Raw genomic sequence first — 15,977 nt, forward strand, 5'->3', positions numbered from 1 at the left:
CCCGCCCGTCGGACACGCGGAAGGGGCGCGGCACGCGACGCCGCGCCCCTTGTGCTCAGGTGCGCGCGCTCAGTCGTCGGTGCGGGACTTGGCCGCCCGGCGCAGCCTCGGGTGCCGCCGGTCGGGGCCCTGCTCGGTGATCGCGTCGCCGACCATCGCCCGCACCGCGTCCCGCAGGCCGTGCAGCGCGTGGTGGCGGGCCGGGCCCGCGCCCGGGTCCTCGCGCAGCTCCTTCACCAGCGCCCAGCACAGGGTGAGCATGACGACGACGAACGGCAGCGCGACCAGGATCGTCGCCGTCTGGAGGGAGTTCAGACCGCCCGCGACCAGCAGACCCGCCGCGACCGCCGCCATCAGCACGCCCCACAGCACCACCAGCCAGGTCGGCGGATGCAGCGATCCGCGGCTGGTCAGCGAGCCCATCACCAGGGACGCCGAGTCGGCGCTGGTGACGAAGTACGTCATGACCAGCAGCATCGCGATGACCGAGGTGACCGTGCCCAGCGGCAGCGCTTCCAGGAGGGCGAACAGCGAGGCCTCCGCGCCGTCCTTCACCGAGCCCGCCATGTCCGCCACGCCGGTCTGGTCGAGGCGGATGGCGGAGCCGCCCATCACGCAGAACCACACCACCGTCGCGCCGCTGGGCACCAGCAGCACGCCGATCAGGAACTCACGGATGCTGCGGCCCTTGGAGATGCGGGCGATGAAGGTGCCCACGAACGGGGCCCAGGACAGCCACCACGCCCAGTAGAAGATCGTCCAGGCGCCCAGCCAGTCGCCGTCGCCGAACGCGCCCGTACGGGTCGCCATCGGCAGCAGCTGGTCGAGGTAGCCGCCGATGGAGGCGGGGATCGCGTCCAGGATGTACACGGTCGGCCCGAGGACGAACACGAACAGCATCAGCAGGGCGGCCATCACGATGTTCGCCGTGCTCAGCCACTTCACGCCCTTGTGCAGGCCGGAGAAGGCGGACAGTACGAACGCCGCCGAGAGCGAGCCGATGATGATCAGCTCGACGGCCTTGGTGTCCTGGATGCCGGTGACGATGTTCAGCCCCTGGGCCACCTGGAGCGCGCCGAGGCCCAGGCTCGTCGCGGTGCCGAAGACGGTGGCGAACACGGCGAGCAGGTCGATGACCTTGCCCTGCCAGCCCTCGGCGCGCTTCTCGCCGAGCAGCGGCACGAAGGCCGAACTCAGCCTGTTCCCGCGCCCCTTGCGGAAGGTGGCGTACGCGAGGGCGAGGCCGGCGACGCCGTAGATCGCCCACGGGCCGAGCGTCCAGTGGAAGAAGGAGTACTCCAGGGCCGTCCGCGCGGCGTCCCCGGTGCCGGCCTCGGCGCCGCTGCCCGGCGGCGGGGTGAGGTAGTGCTGGAGGGGTTCCCCGACCCCGTAGAACATCAGCCCGATGCCCATGCCCGCGCTGAACATCATCGCGATCCAGGCCAGGTTCGTGAACTCGGGCTCGGAGTCGTCCTTGCCGAGCCGGATCCGGCCGAAGCGGCTGAACGCGATGCACAGGCACATCAGCAGGAACACGTCGGCGGCGATCACGAAGAGCCAGGCGAAGTTGTCCAGGACCCAGGAGAGGGCGGTCGACGACGCGCTCTCGAAGGAGTCCTTGCCGAAGAAGGCCCAGGCGACGACGGCGGCCACGGCGAGTACGCCGATGACGATCACTGTGTGGTCGGGCCTGCCGTCGGCGGCGGGATGGGCCGTGTCCGGCCCGGTCCCCCCGGAGGGTTCCGGGGGCGGCTGGGGTGGATCGAGGGATTCCGTACTCATGCCGCACACCCTATGGTGCGCAATGTCGTGGTATGGGGGGTTGGCGCGCCGTCAGGAGGGGTGTGGCGGGGGCGGCCTGGGGTTCCGCCGGCGGAAGCGGCCATGGGCAGGGGGTGGACAAGGCGGTTAAGGTCGGGACGGCGCGACTGCCTGTTCGAAAGCAAGGGATGCAAGGTGGCGGACGGAGCAGCAAAGAGTGCGGCGAGTGGCGGAACCGGTGCGAAGGCACGGGTGCTGATCGCCGCCGACAAGTTCAAGGGCTCACTGACGGCGGTACAGGTCGCCGAGCGGGTCACGGCCGGACTCCGCAAGGCGGTCCCCGGAATCGAGGTCGAGTCCCTGCCCGTCGCGGACGGCGGCGACGGCACGGTGGCCGCGGCGGTCGCCGCGGGCTTCGAGCGTCGTGAGGTACGGGTCACCGGCCCGCGCGGCGAGGGCCGGACGGCGGCGTACGCGTTCCGGGAGGCGGACGGCACGGCGGTGGTGGAGATGGCGGAGGCCTCGGGCCTCCAGCACCTCCCGCCCGGCGTGTTCGCCCCCCTCACCGCCACCACCTACGGCTCGGGCGAGCTGCTGCGGGCGGCGCTGGACGCGGGCGCGAAGACGATCGTGTTCGGCGTGGGCGGCAGCGCGACGACGGACGGCGGGGCCGGGATGCTGGCCGCGCTCGGCGCGCGCTTCCTGGACGCGGACGGGAATCCGGTCGCCCCGGGCGGCGGTCCGCTCGCGGACGTGGCGAGCGCGGACCTGTCCGGGCTCGACCCGCGCTTCGGCTCCGCCGGGGGCGTGGACCTGATCCTCGCGAGTGACGTGGACAATCCGCTGACCGGCCCCAAGGGGGCCCCGGCGGTCTACGGCCCGCAGAAGGGGGCCTCGCCGGAGGACGTGGCCGCGCTGGACGCGGCGCTGGCGCACTTCGCCGCCGTCCTCGGCCCGGTGGCGGGCGGCCCGGACGTGGCGGACTCGCCGGGTGCGGGGGCCGCGGGCGGCATCGGCTACGGGGCGCTGACGGCCCTCGGAGCCCGTTTCCGTCCCGGCATCGAGGTCATGCTCGACGTGCTGGGCTTCGCCCCGGCGCTGGAGCGGGCCACCCTCGTCATCACCGGGGAGGGCTCGCTCGACGAGCAGACCCTGCACGGCAAGGCCCCGGCCGGGGTGGCGGCCGCCGCCCGGGCGGCGGGCGTGGAGGTGGTGGCGGTCTGCGGCCGCCTGGCGCTGCCGGCGGAGGCGCTCGGCAGGGCGGGGATCCGGCGGGCGTACGCGCTGAGTGCGTTGGAGCCGGATCCGGCGAGGAGCATGGAGCGGGCCGGGGAGCTGCTGGAGCGGGTGGCGGAGTCCATCGCCCACGACTTCCTGACCTGACCGACCCACACCTCCCTCCCCGGCCGGGAGACGGCTCGGACCCCGCCTTCCCGCGCCGGTTGCGGTGCGCCCCTTCAGGGGCGCGGGGAACTGCGCGCCCAGCCACGACGGATCCGCACGGGAACCGTGCACTAGCCGCGCGGCGAGCGCTTTAGGGAAGGGGCGGGTCCGGGGCCTCTCTGCCTGAGCCGGGCGGGGCTGACGCGTCCGGTACGGGGCTGGGCTCTCGGCCTGAGCCGGGCCACGCGTCCGGCACAGGCGCTTGGGCGGGGGCGGCACCCGGGTGGGCCGGGAGCGGGAGGGGCCGCCCCCTTGCCCGCCCGTTCCGCCCCCTTGGGGCGGCCCCGTCGCCCAAGGGAACTCGGGGCGAAGCCCAAGGGGGCTGGGAAAGCGAGAAGGGCGGCCCCGTCGCCCAAGGGGGCTCGCGGCGAAGGGTGCGGCTGCGACGCCCAGGGGGACGGGGGCGGAAGGGGGCGTCGGGGCCGTGGAGGGGCGGTCAGTTCGGGGTGAGGCGGAAGGCGTCCAGCGCCAGCGTCATCTCCGTCAGGTCCCTCGGCCGCGACAACGACCGCGACGTCAACTGCTCCAACCGCCTCAACCGGTTGAACACCGTGTTCCGGTGGCAGTACAGCCGCGTCGCCGCCCGCCCCGCCGACCCCTCCGCCCCCAGCCACGCGTCCAGCGTCTCCAGCAGCACCGCCCGGTCGCCCGGGTCCAGCGCCAGCAGCGGCCCGAACACCTCCGCGACCAGCCGCGCCGCCAGCTCCGGCTGCCCCACCACGAGCGCGGTGGGCAGCCGCTCGTCCAGCCGTACGATTCGGGAGCCGCCCGGCGGCTCGGCCGCCCCGCAGGTGAGCATCGCCGTCTCGGCGAGCCGCCGGGCCAGCCCCAGTTCCGCGAGCCCGTCCACCACCGGGCTCAGCCCGCCGGGTCCCGCGCACCGCCGCTCCAGCTCCGCCGCCAGCTCCCCGAGCCCCGCGTCGTCCCCCAGCGCCACCACCGCGATCTCGCAGTCCGTGCGCATCCGCCAGAAGAACCGCAGCCCGGCCGCCGCCGTCACCCGGTGGAACCGCTCCCGCCGGTCCGCCCGCAGCACGGCGACCGCGTACCGGCCCTGCTCCGGCAGGTCGAGGCCCGCCGCCGCGTTCGCCACCACCGCCGGTGAGGACCGCCCCTCCAGCAGGGCGTCCAGCAGCGCCTGCACGCGCTCGTCGCTGCGCCGCCGCATGTCCTCCTCGGTGCTGCGGTAGGCGTCGGCGACGGTGGCGGCCTGCCGGTCGACGGCCGCCCACACCTGCGCCGCCGTGTGCACGAGCACCGGCAGCGCCCCGGGGTCCTTCGCCGAGACGATGTCGAGCAGCTCGTCCCACACCAGGTATCCGGCCGTGCGGTACGCGTGCAGCAGCAGGTCCAGCGGCAGGCCCTGCTCCGCCCGCCGCCGGCCGAGCTGCCGGGCGAACTCCAGGTCCCGGCGGGGCGCGGACCGGGGCGCCGTGATGGCCTCGATCCCGTACCGCAGCGCCTCGTCGATCTGCTGCCAGTGCTCGTCCGCCGGTACCGCGAGGTCGTAGTGCGGGGAGTGCGCGCGCAGTTCGCCGATCAGCAGGTCCGTGAGGTGCCCGGCGCGTTCGATCAGCACCGCGGACGCGGCTGCCAGCACCGTCCGCTCCTGGTCCGTGCGTGCTCTGCGGCCGTCCATGACCGGTGAGGATGCCACCGCTGGGGCGCGGTGGACAGACCTCCTGTGCCCGTGCACAACGTGCCGTGCCCGGTACTGGTCATCGGCAGCGATTCGGCCGTACCCGCTGGACGGTTACTCGTGCCAGGTGCTGGTGTGTGCCCCCATGGCGAACCGTCCGGAGCGAACCCGGCGGGACCCGCACCCAGCAGGACCCAGTGGAAGGAGCCGCTCCCGTGGGGTCTCCCCGTTCCTCGTCAGGTTCTCCCCCCGGCGCCCTGGAGGTGCGCGGGCTGTCCGTCGGGTACGGCCCGGTGCGCGCCCTGCGCGGGGTGGCGCTGGACGTCCCGGCCGGGTCGGTGGTCGCCGTCCTCGGCGGCAACGGCGCGGGCAAGTCGACGCTGCTGCGGGCGGTCTCCCGCACCCTGCGCCACCACGGCGGGGCCCGGACCGCGGGCTCGGTCTCGTACGACGGCCGCGATCTGCGCGGCGTGGACGCCGCCCGCGTGGTGGCGGCCGGGCTGGTCCACGTCCCGGAGGGGCGGCAGGTGTTCGCCCGGATGACGGTCGCCGACAACCTCCGCGCGGGGGCCCTCGGGGCGCGCGGCGGGCGTGCCGCCGCCCGGCGGGCGCGGGCCCGCGTCCACGAACTCTTCCCGGTCCTCGCCGACCGCGCCCACCAGCGCGCGGGGCTGCTGTCCGGCGGCGAGCAGCAGATGCTCGCCCTGGGACGGGCGTTGATGTCCGGCCCCCGGCTGCTCCTGCTGGACGAGCCGTCCCTCGGGCTGGCCCCGCTGATGGCCGACCGCATCGCAGAGACCGTCCGGCGGATCAACGCCGACGGCGCCTCGGTCCTGCTGGTCGAGCAGAACGCCGCCCTCGCGCTGCGGCTCGCCACCACCGCGTACGTCCTCGACGTCGGCGAGGTCGTCCTGCACGGCCCGGCCGCCGAGCTGGCCGCGTCCGACGAGGTCCGCCGCCGCTACCTGGGGGTGGTGGACGAGACCGCCGCCGAGGACGCGGACCGGGCCCGGGCGGCGGCGCCGACGCTGAGCAGGTGGACGGCGTGAACACGAACCGTTCCCCGTACGGTGCGGCGGCCCTGCGCGTGACGGACGTGACCGTGCGGTTCGCGGGCCTCACCGCGCTCGACTCCGTCTCCTTCACCGTCGAGCCCGGCAGCGTGCACGCCGTCATCGGCCCCAACGGGGCGGGGAAGTCGACCTGCTTCAACGTCCTGTCCGGCGTCTGTCGCGCGAACTCCGGCAGCGTCCGTCTCGGCGACACCGAACTGACCGGCCTCCCCCCGCACCGCGTCGCCGCCCTCGGGGTCGCCCGCACCTTCCAGAACCTGGCGCTGCCGCCCCGCGCCACCGTCGCCGACAGCCTCCTGCTCGGCCGCCACCGGCTCACCCGGACCGGTTTCCTCGCCGCCGGGCTGCGGCTGCCGTCGGCCGCCCGCGAGGCCCGCGCCCACCTGCGGCGCGTGCACGAGATAGCCGCGTTCGTCGGCCTGGCGGACGACCTGGAGAAACCCGCGGGAGCACTCCCGTACGGACAGCAGAAGCTCGTCGAGCTGGCCCGCGCGCTGTGCATGGAGCCCCGCGTGCTCCTCCTGGACGAACCCGTCGCGGGCATGACCGCCGACGAACGACGGGCGACGGCCGCCGTGATCGCGGGCGTCCGGGACGGCCTCGGCATCTCGATCGTCCTGGTGGAGCACGACATGGGGGTGGTGATGCGGCTCGCCGACGCCGTGACCGTACTCGACTTCGGCAGACGCATCGCGGACGGCACCCCCGCCCAGGTGCAGAACGATCCCGCCGTCGTCCGGGCCTACCTGGGGGCTCCCACACCATGACGACCTTCGTCGAACTCCTCCTCGGCGGGCTGTCGACGGGCGCCGTCTACGCGCTCATCGCCCTCGGTTTCGTCGTCATCTTCAAGGCCACCGAAGTGGTCAACTTCGCCCATGCCTCGCTCCTGCTGGCCGGCGGCTACCTCACCGCCGTCCTCCACGACGGCCTCGGCTTCTGGGCGGCGCTCGCCGTCGGCGTCGCGGGCGCGGCGGTCGTCGGCGCGGCCGTCGAGTTCCTCGTCATGCGCCGCTACCGGGGCGGCGACCACAGCGTGCTGGCCATCGTCACCATCGGCGTCGACATCCTCCTGGTCACGGAGCTCACCCGGCGCATCGGCACCCGCGTGCTCTCCCCGGGCGACCCGTGGGGGGACCAGGTCGCCACCTTCGGCCCCCTCTCCCTCGCCCACACCCGCATCGCCGCCCTGGTCGCGGCGGCGCTCCTGATCACCGCCTTCCTCCTCGCCTTCCGCTTCACCTCCTGGGGCGTGGCGATGCGCGCCGCCGCCGAGAACCCGCAGACCGCCGCCCTGATGGGGGTCCGGCTGGGCCGGGTCTCGCTGTCCGCCTGGGCGGTCGCGGGCGCGCTCGCCGCCGTCGCCGCGCTCTTCCTCACCGTCTTCCCGACCCCCGGCCTCGAACGGGCCACCTCGCTCGCCGCCATGAAGGCCTTCCCCGCCGCGATCCTCGGCGGCCTCGACTCCACGACGGGCGCGCTCGCGGGCGGTCTGATCGTCGGCGTCGTCGAATCCCTGGCCACGGGGTACCAGGGCGAGCTGTCCTTCCTCGGCCGCGGCATCGGCGACCTCGCCCCCTACCTGGTGATGGTCGCGGTCCTGCTGATCCGCCCGGCGGGCCTGTTCGGCACGAAGGAGCTCGCCCGTGTCTGACCACGACCGCCCGCCCCGCGACGCGCCCGCCCCGGCCGCAGGACCTGTCGCCCCGGACGCGGGGCCTTCCGCCCCGCCCGTTCTGGCTGCCCGCTCCGGCCGGGGGACCGGGGCGGGCCGGGCCGGGGCCGCCCTGAGCCGTCCGCGTACGTACCTCTGGACCGCACTCGGGGTGCTGCTCCTGGCCCTGCCCTTCTACCTCGACCGGTTCTGGCTCCAGGCCGGGCTCTTCGCCATGGCCGCCGCCATCGCCGCCATCGGGCTCAACCTCCTCACCGGCGCCACCGGCCAGCTCTCCATGGGGCACGCCTTCTTCCTCGCCGTCGGCGCGTACGGCTACTGCGTGTTCGCCGCCCGGCCCGGCGTCGAGAACGGGCACGGCCTCACCGGCCTCGGCCTGCCGGGCTGGCTCGCCGCCGTCCTCGCGGTGGGCGCGGCCGGGCTCGCGGGCGGGCTGTTCAGCCCCATCGCGGGACGGCTGCGCGGCGCGTACCTCGGCATCGCCACCCTCGCGCTGATCTTCATCGGGCAGCACGTCCTGTTCAACGCCCGCGACCTCACCGGCGGCTTCAACGGCCGCGCGGTGCCCGCCCTCTCCCTCTTCGGCGTCACCTTCGACGACACCCGGACCGTCGTCGCGGGCGTGCCCTTCGAGTCCGCCGAGAAGCTCTGGTACGCGGCCCTGCCCGCCCTCCTCGCGTGCGCGCTCTTCGCCCGCGGCATCCTGCGCGGCCGCCCCGGGCGGGCCATGAACGCCATCCGGGACCACCGCGTCGCGGCCGGGGTGATGGGCGTGCCGGTGGCCCGCTACCGGGCGTCGGTGTTCGTGCTGTCGTCGATGTACGCCGGTCTCGCCGGGGTGCTGCTCGCGCTCGTCTTCCAGCGGACCGTGCCCGAGTACTTCGGGATGGTCCTCTCCCTGGAGTTCCTCGCCATGATCGTCATCGGCGGGCTCGGCTCGGTGCGCGGCGCGGTGACCGGCGCCGTCTTCGTCTCGCTCCTGCCCCAGCTCCTCACCCGCTACAGCGAGGCGCTGCCCCTGGTGGCCGCCCCCGGCACCGGCGGCGGCATCGCGCCGGGGGAGGCGTCCCGCTATCTGTACGGCGCGGCGGTCGTCGTCGTGGTCCTGTTCCTGCCCGGCGGTCTCTCCCGCCTCCGTCTCCGAAGGACCCGAAGGAGAAACACATGACGGAACGAAGGTTCACCACCGCCGCGGCGGCCGCCCTCCTCGCCCTCGCCCTCGCCGCCGCCGGATGCAGCAGCAAGGCCGGCACCGGCGGCCAGGGCAAGGAGGACGCGCAGGGCGTGCGGACCGGCGACGGCATCACCGACAAGGTCATCCCGCTCGGCGTCCTCACCGACCTGACCGGCGTGTACGCCTCCCTCGGCAAGAGCCTGACCCAGGCCCAGCAACTGTGGGCCAAGGAGCTCAACGCCAAGGGCGGCATCTGCGGCCGCACCGTCGAACTCACCGTCCGCGACCACGGCTACGACCCCCAGAAGGCGGTCTCGGCCTACACCGAACTGGAGCCGAAGGTCGCCGGGTACGTCCAGTTCATCGGCTCGCCCTTCGTCGCGGCGGTCAAGCAGCGCGTCGAGACGCAGGACAAGGGGCTGATCCTCCCGCAGGCGTGGTCCGCCTCGCTGCTGGGCAGCCCGTACGTACGGGTCGTGGGGGCGACGTACGACGTCGAGACCGTCAACGCGCTGGACTTCCTGCTCACCCGCAAGAAGATCGCCAAGGGCGACAAGGTCGGCCACGTCTACTTCGAGGGCGACTACGGCGAGAACGCCCTCCAGGGTTCGCGGTACGCCGCCGAGAAGGCCGGGCTGACGATCGTCGAGCAGAAGATCAAGCCCACCGACAACGACATGACCGCCCAGGTCACCGCCCTGAAGAAGGCGGGCGTCAAGGCCGTGGTGCTCAGCGCGGGCCCGCGCCAGGCGGCCTCCCTGGTGGGCGTGGCGGCGGCCGGCCGCTTCGCCGTCCCGATCATCGGCAACAACTCGGCGTTCTCGCCGCAGCTCCTGGCGACTCCGGCGGGCCCCGCCCTCCAGAAGAACTACTGGATCGCCTCCTCGACCCTGCCCATCGGCTCCCCGGAGCCGGGCCCCGCCGCCCTGGCCAAGGCGTACCGGGCGGCGTACCCGAAGGACGCCCTGGACAACGGCGTCGCGGCGGGCTACTCGGCGGGCAAGATCTTCGAGGAGGTCCTCACCCGGGCCTGCAAGGACAAGAACCTCACCCGCGAGGGCATGGCCGAGGCCGTCCGCTCGATGAACGCCTTCGACAACGGCTTCGGCATCACCCACGACTTCACCGACCCCAAGGCCCCCTCCACCCGCCAGTCGGTCGTCATGCAGCCGGACGCGAACACGCCCGGCGGCCTGAAGGTCGTCCAGCCGGCGACGGCCTCGGAGGCGGCGGAGAGCTTCCCGTTCGGGAAGTAGCCGCCGGACGGCGCGGTACGTCGCGGAACTCCTCCGGTACGGGACCGGCCAGCCCCGTACCGGAGGAGTTCCCGGCCGCGGGGGCCGCCGGGACCCGGAGGATGCCGCCCCCCGCGGTCCCGCCGGGAGCCGGACATCGGGGGACCGCCCGTTGTCAGTGGCGGCCCGTAAGGTCGTGCCATGCCTTCGGAAAACGCCGACGCGGCGCTCTCGCAGCAGCCTTCACACCCGCCGGCCGGGCCCGGCGCCGCCGGACAGGGGCCCTCCGGCCCGCACCCGGCCGACAGCCACGGCCTCATCCAGGTCCGCGGCGCCCGTGCGAACAACCTGCGGAACGTCTCGGTGGACCTGCCCAAGCGCCGCCTCACCGTGTTCACCGGCGTCTCCGGCTCCGGCAAGTCCTCGCTGGTCTTCGGCACGGTCGCCGCCGAGTCGCAGCGGCTGATCAACGAGACGTACAGCGCCTTCCTCCAGGGCTTCATGGCGAGCCAGAGCCGCCCCGACGTCGACGCCCTGCACAACCTCAGCGCCGCGATAGTCGTCGACCAGGAGCGGATGGGCGCCAACTCCCGGTCCACGGTGGGCACCGCGACCGACGCGTACGCCATGCTGCGGATCGTCTTCAGCCGGCTCGGCACCCCGAACCTGCCGAGCGCCGGCGCGTTCAGCTTCAACGTGCCCGAGGGCATGTGCCCCGAGTGCGAGGGCATGGGCCAGGTCTCCGACATCGACGTGGACCAGCTCGTCGACCGGAAGAAGTCGCTGAACGAGGGCGCGATCATCGTGCCCGGCTCCCCGGTGGACTCCTGGCCGTGGCAGATCACGGTCAACTCCGGCTTCTTCGACCCCGACAAGAAGGTGCAGGACTACTCCGAGCAGGAGTGGGCCGACCTGCTGCACATGCCGCCCACGAAGGTGAAGGTCGGCAGGAACAACTTCACGTACGAGGGCCTGGCCGCCCGGATGCAGCGCACCGTCCTGGTCAAGGACCGCGAGTCGATGCAGGCCCACGTCCGGGCCTTCGTGGACCGTGCGGTGGTCTTCGCCGACTGCCCCGAGTGCGGCGGCAGCAGGCTGACCCGGGCCGCCCTCGCCTCGAAGGTCGACGGGGTGAACATCGCGGAGTGCTCCGCGATGCAGATCAGCGACCTGGCGAAGTTCGTCGGCGGGCTCGCCGCCCCGGAGGTCGCCCCGCTCCTGACGAACCTGCGGGAACTGCTGGACTCCCTGGTCGAGATCGGACTCGGGTACCTGAGCCTGGACCGCCCGGCCGGGACGCTGTCCGGCGGCGAGGCGCAGCGCGTCAAGATGGTCCGGCACCTCGGATCGCCGCTCACCGACGTCACGTACATCTTCGACGAACCGACGACCGGACTGCACCCGCACGACATCCGCCGCATGAACGACCTGCTGCTGCGGCTGCGCGACAAGGGCAACACGGTGCTCGTCGTCGAGCACAAGCCGGAGGTCATCCGGATCGCCGACCACGTGGTGGACCTCGGCCCGGGAGCCGGTACGGCAGGCGGCGAGCTCTGCTACAGCGGGGATGTGGCGGGCCTGGCGACGTCCGGGACGCTGACCGGCCGGCACCTCGCGCACAAGGCCGGACTGAAGGCGCGGGTGCGCAGGCCGACGGGCGTCCTGTCGATCACCGGGGCGAACCAGCACAACCTGAAGGACGTCGGCGTCGACCTGCCGACCGGGGTGCTGACCGTGGTGACCGGCGTCGCCGGGTCCGGCAAGAGCTCCCTCATCCACGGCAACCTGCCGGGCCGGGAGGGCGTCGTGGTCGCCGACCAGTCACCGATCCGCGGCTCGCGCCGCTCCAACCCGGCGACGTACACGGGCCTGCTGACTCCCATCCGGAACGCCTTCGCCAAGGCCAACGGGGTCAAGGCGGCCCTCTTCAGCGCCAACTCCGAGGGCGCCTGCGGCACGTGCGGCGGGATAGGCCTGGTCTACACGGACCTCGGGGTGATGGCCCAGGTCTCGTCGGTGTGCGAGACCTGCGGCGGCAAGCGCTTCACGGCGGAGGTGCTCGCCTACACGCTCAACGGCAGGAACATCCACGAGGTGCTGGGGATGTCGGTCGCCGAGGCCCACGACTTCTTCGCGGACGACGGCGCGGTCGGGGGCGCGGCGGGCAAGCAGGCCCGCGCCCTGCTCGGCCGCCTGGGCGACGTGGGGCTGGGCTACCTGCGGCTCGGCCAGCCCCTGAACACGCTCTCGGGCGGTGAGCGGCAGCGCCTGAAGCTGGCCATCCACATGGCGGAGAAGGCCGCCACCTACGTCCTGGACGAGCCCACGACCGGGCTCCACCTGGCGGACGTGGACCAACTGCTCGCCCTCCTCGACCGGCTGGTCGACGCCGGGAACACGGTCGTCGTGATCGAGCACCACCAGGCGGTGATGGCCCACGCGGACTGGCTCGTGGACCTCGGCCCGGGAGGCGGCCACGACGGCGGCCGCATCGTCTTCGAGGGAACCCCCAGGGAGCTGGTCGCGTCCGGCACCACCCTGACGGCCCGCCACCTGCGCGAGTACGTGGAGCGCTAGCCCCGGCCCGACCGGATCTCCCCCGGGACGGTCCGGCCTCCCTGGACCGTCCCGAAACCCCGGGCCCGCCGCGCCCCCGGCGCCACCGCCCGCCCCGGCCGGTGGATCGGCCGATGGAACGGCCCGCCATGACCTTGGGTAGGGTGCCGTTCCATGCCCGAGTCATGGGTCAATTCCGCCGAACGCATCGGCGTCGACCTCCACGTCAACCTCCCCGAGGGCAAGGGCGGACGGCAGGCCGCCCTCACCCGTGCGCTGCGCGACGCCGTCCGCGACGGCAGGCTCGCCCCCGGCACCCGCCTGCCCCCGTACCGCTCGCTCGCCGCCGACCTCGCCGTCGCCCGCAACACCGTCGCCTCCGCCTACGCCGAGCTCGTCGCCGAAGGCTGGCTCACCGCCCGGCAGGGCTCCGGAACCCGCGTCGCCGACCGTGCCGCGCCCCCGCGCCCCGTGTCCGTGCCGCAGCGGACGGCCACCCCGCCGCGCCCCGTCCACGACCTGCGCCAGGGCGTGCCCGACGCCACGTCCTTCCCCCGCACCGCCTGGCTCGCCGCCTCCCGCCGTGCCCTGACCGCCGCCCCCCACGAGGCGTTCGGCCCCGGCGACCCGCAGGGCCGCGTCGAACTGCGCCGCGCCCTCACCGAGTACCTCTCCCGCGCCCGGGGCGTGCGCACCACCCCCGACCGCATCGTCATCTGCTCCGGCTTCGCCCACGGGCTGAGGCTGTTGTACGGGGGCGTGGGCGGCCCCTCGCGCGGGGTCCTGCGCGGCCCGCTGGCGGTCGAGGCGTACGGCCTGCCCTTCCACCGGGACCTGCTGCACGAGGCGGGAGTGCGCACCGTGCCGCTGGAGATCGACGAAGCCGGGGCGGACGTGGGGGCGCTGGGCGCGGTGCGCGGGCTTCGGGGCGTGCTGCTCACCCCGGCGCACCAGTTCCCCACCGGAGGGCCGCTGCACCCGGAGCGGCGCACCCAGGCGGTGGACTGGGCGCGGGCCCACGACGGCCTCGTCCTGGAGGACGACTACGACGGGGAGTTCCGCTACGACCGGGAGCCGGTGGGGGCGGTGCAGGGTCTGGACCCCGAACGGGTCGTGTACCTGGGCTCGCTCAGCAAGAGCCTCTCCCCGGCGCTCCGGCTGGGCTGGATGGTCCTGCCCGCCCACCTGGTCGGGCCGGTGCTGGCGGTGAAGGGGGAGCGGGAGGCGTGGGCGAGCGCCCCGGACCAGTTGACGCTCGCCGACTTCCTGGAGTCGGGCCACTACGACCGGCACGTCCGCCGCACCCGTCAGCGCTACCGTTCCCGCCGCGACCAGCTCCTGTCGGTCCTGGCCGCGCACGCGCCGCACATCCGCGCGACCGGCATCGCGGCGGGACTGCACGCCGTCCTGCGCCTGCCGCCGGGCACCGAGCCGGACGCCCTGCGGGCCGCCGCCCACCAGGGGCTGGCCCTGGACGGCCTCGCCCGCTTCCGTCACCCCGGGGCCGCCGGACCCGCCCCCGACGGTCTGGTCGTCGGTTACGCGACCCCCGCCGACCACGCGTACGGCTCCGCCCTGGCGGCCCTGTGCAGGGCGCTGCCTCCTCCTCGCTAGCGGGCACCGCCTCCCCCCGAGGGGCCCCGTTCACCCCCGCAGGCGCTCAGACGTCCACCTGAGGCCCCTGAGGGCCACACGAAAGAGGACCCCCGCACCGGTTCGCACCGGGCGGGGGCCCTCTGACGTGAAAAAAGACGGGACTACGGGAGCTGCGCCGCCCGCGCCTCGCGGCGGTTGCCGCGGAAGGTGTTCACCCGGCGCGCCGTGGCGAACAGCGGGATCACGGCGCCCAGGACCACCTGGAGCACGCAGCCGGTCTGGAGCAGCAGCTCACCGCCGGGGGCGTTGAACGCCCAGGCGACCAGCATGCCCATCGCCCCGACGATCCAGCTGAGCATCGCGACCGCGAGGATGCCCCGCGGCTTGGGGTACTCGACCCGGCTCACCATCAGCCACGCCACGCCGATCACGGCGAGGAGGGTGGCGACGAAGGGAAGCTCGAGGAGCACGATCGAGACGACCGTGAGCGCTCCGAAGGGGCTCGGCATGCCCTGGAACATGCCGTCCTTCATGGTCACGCAACTGAACCGCGCAAGCCTCAGCACCACCGCCAGCAGCACCACGATCGCGGCCAGCGCCGCCACCTTCTGCTGGGCGTCGTCCGCCACCATTCCGTACACGAGGACGAAATAGGCGGGGGCGAGCCCGAAGCTGATCAGGTCGGAGAGGTTGTCCAGCTCCGCGCCCATCGGCGAGCTGCGCAGCTTGCGGGCCACCAGCCCGTCGCACAGGTCGAAGATCGCGGCGAGCAGCATCAGGATCACGGCGGTGGCGGCGCTGTTGCGCGCCATGCCGGTCTCGGCACTGCCCTGGAGGTGCGGGATGAGGATTCCGGTGGTGGTGAAGTACACCGCCATGAAGCCGCACGTGGCGTTGCCGAGCGTGAGGGTGTCCGCTATCGACAGTCTCAGACTGAGCGGCATGTCCTCCGTGTCGCCGTCGGCCTCGGCCTCAGGAACCCAGCCGGCCTGCGTCTCTGGATCAGTCACGGTCAATTCGAGTCACCCCCGCGGTAGTGGTCTGTCCCACCTCGACCGCTACTTCGACACCTTCCGGAAGGTAGATGTCCACGCGCGATCCAAAGCGGATCAGGCCGATCCGCTCGCCCTGCTCCACCTTGGTGCCCTGCGGAAGGTAGGGAACGATGCGGCGGGCCACAGCGCCCGCGATCTGCACCATCTCGATGTCGCCGAGCTCCGTGTCGAAGTGCCAGACGACGCGCTCGTTGTTCTCGCTCTCCTTGTTGAACGCGGGAACGAAACCGCCGGGCACGTGCTCGACGGACGTCACCGTGCCCGCCAGGGGCGCGCGGTTGACGTGGACGTTCAGCGGGCTCATGAAGATCGCGACGCGTGTACGTCCGTCTTTCCAGGGCATGATGCTCTGCACCACACCGTCGGCCGGCGAGATCACCCGGCCCTGGGCGATCTCGCGCTCGGGGTCGCGGAAGAACCACAGCATCCCCGCCGCGAGCGCGGTGGTGGGAACGGCTGCGGCGGCCCAGCGACCCGACTTCCGCGACTTGGCCAGCGTGAGGGCGGCGGTCGCGACGGTCGGCAGGAGCCACGGCGATGCTCCGCGAGCAAGGCGGCCCTTGGGGATGAGACCCGAAGGGACGCCGTCGCGTGGTGCAGAGGTTTGGCTGTGGGGCATGGAAGACCTTCGTAGCGGATGATGCCGCGCGGAGACGGGGGACGGCGGCTTTCCGGCGATGCTATCGGTTGCGGGCCGCAACTGGGCAAGCCGGAAAGCGAGTCAGCGGCCGGAAGCTGATGACAGGGTGTGATCTTCTTCGCGTCCAAAT

Annotated in this window: 12 protein-coding genes; 8 read left to right on the plus strand and 4 right to left on the minus strand. The window is 73.5% G+C overall.

The features are described 5' to 3' along the window. Positions 1–69 precede the first annotated feature (69 nt). Complete coding sequence (locus ACIP93_RS15560; RefSeq protein WP_401759015.1) at positions 70–1,782, minus strand: BCCT family transporter; 1,713 nt, start codon at positions 1,780–1,782, stop codon at positions 70–72. Positions 1,783–1,884: 102 nt separating this feature from the next. On the opposite strand from ACIP93_RS15560, the gene ACIP93_RS15565 reads away from it, so the two are divergent. Continuing rightward, positions 1,885–3,144, plus strand: a complete 1,260-nt coding sequence (locus ACIP93_RS15565) for a glycerate kinase (protein ID WP_380837745.1) — start codon at positions 1,885–1,887, stop codon at positions 3,142–3,144. Between the two features lie 496 nt (positions 3,145–3,640). Here ACIP93_RS15565 and ACIP93_RS15570 read toward each other — a convergent pair whose 3' ends face one another. Then, complete coding sequence (locus ACIP93_RS15570) at positions 3,641–4,843, minus strand: PucR family transcriptional regulator (protein ID WP_401759019.1); 1,203 nt, start codon at positions 4,841–4,843, stop codon at positions 3,641–3,643. A gap of 215 nt (positions 4,844–5,058) precedes the next feature. On the opposite strand from ACIP93_RS15570, the gene ACIP93_RS15575 reads away from it, so the two are divergent. From ACIP93_RS15575 to ACIP93_RS15605, 7 genes are all read left to right on the plus strand, one after another. Further along, complete coding sequence (locus tag ACIP93_RS15575; protein ID WP_345218339.1) at positions 5,059–5,892, plus strand: ABC transporter ATP-binding protein; 834 nt, start codon at positions 5,059–5,061, stop codon at positions 5,890–5,892. Continuing rightward, positions 5,889–6,683: an ABC transporter ATP-binding protein gene (locus ACIP93_RS15580; protein ID WP_401759022.1), complete on the plus strand. Its 795-nt coding sequence runs from the start codon at positions 5,889–5,891 to the stop codon at positions 6,681–6,683. Before ACIP93_RS15575 ends, ACIP93_RS15580 begins: the two co-directional genes overlap by 4 nt. After that, positions 6,680–7,570 (plus strand): branched-chain amino acid ABC transporter permease, encoded by an 891-nt coding sequence (locus ACIP93_RS15585; protein WP_401759025.1) that lies wholly within the window; start codon positions 6,680–6,682, stop codon positions 7,568–7,570. Before ACIP93_RS15580 ends, ACIP93_RS15585 begins: the two co-directional genes overlap by 4 nt. Before the next feature lie 82 nt (positions 7,571–7,652). Beyond that, entirely contained in the window at positions 7,653–8,759 is a 1,107-nt protein-coding gene (locus tag ACIP93_RS15590; RefSeq protein WP_401759732.1) for a branched-chain amino acid ABC transporter permease, read from the plus strand. Further along, positions 8,756–10,021: an ABC transporter substrate-binding protein gene (locus ACIP93_RS15595; protein WP_401759028.1), complete on the plus strand. Its 1,266-nt coding sequence runs from the start codon at positions 8,756–8,758 to the stop codon at positions 10,019–10,021. Before ACIP93_RS15590 ends, ACIP93_RS15595 begins: the two co-directional genes overlap by 4 nt. 180 nt (positions 10,022–10,201) lie before the next feature. Further along, a complete protein-coding gene (locus ACIP93_RS15600) occupies positions 10,202–12,577 on the plus strand; it encodes an ATP-binding cassette domain-containing protein (RefSeq protein ID WP_401759031.1) in 2,376 nt (791 codons plus the stop codon). Positions 12,578–12,730: 153 nt separating this feature from the next. Beyond that, positions 12,731–14,170: a PLP-dependent aminotransferase family protein gene (locus tag ACIP93_RS15605; RefSeq protein WP_401759034.1), complete on the plus strand. Its 1,440-nt coding sequence runs from the start codon at positions 12,731–12,733 to the stop codon at positions 14,168–14,170. Between the two features lie 143 nt (positions 14,171–14,313). On the opposite strand, the gene pssA is transcribed toward ACIP93_RS15605, so the two are convergent. Continuing rightward, positions 14,314–15,168 carry a CDP-diacylglycerol--serine O-phosphatidyltransferase gene (pssA, locus tag ACIP93_RS15610; RefSeq protein WP_345218352.1) on the minus strand — a complete coding sequence of 285 codons (855 nt, stop codon included), beginning with the start codon at positions 15,166–15,168 and terminating at the stop codon, positions 14,314–14,316. Then, entirely contained in the window at positions 15,155–15,826 is a 672-nt protein-coding gene (locus ACIP93_RS15615; protein WP_345218354.1) for a phosphatidylserine decarboxylase, read from the minus strand. Before ACIP93_RS15615 ends, pssA begins: the two co-directional genes overlap by 14 nt. Positions 15,827–15,977 lie beyond the last annotated feature (151 nt).

The organism is Streptomyces sp. NPDC088745 (assembly GCF_044751045.1).
Classification (GTDB): Bacteria; Actinomycetota; Actinomycetes; order Streptomycetales; family Streptomycetaceae; genus Streptomyces; species Streptomyces cremeus.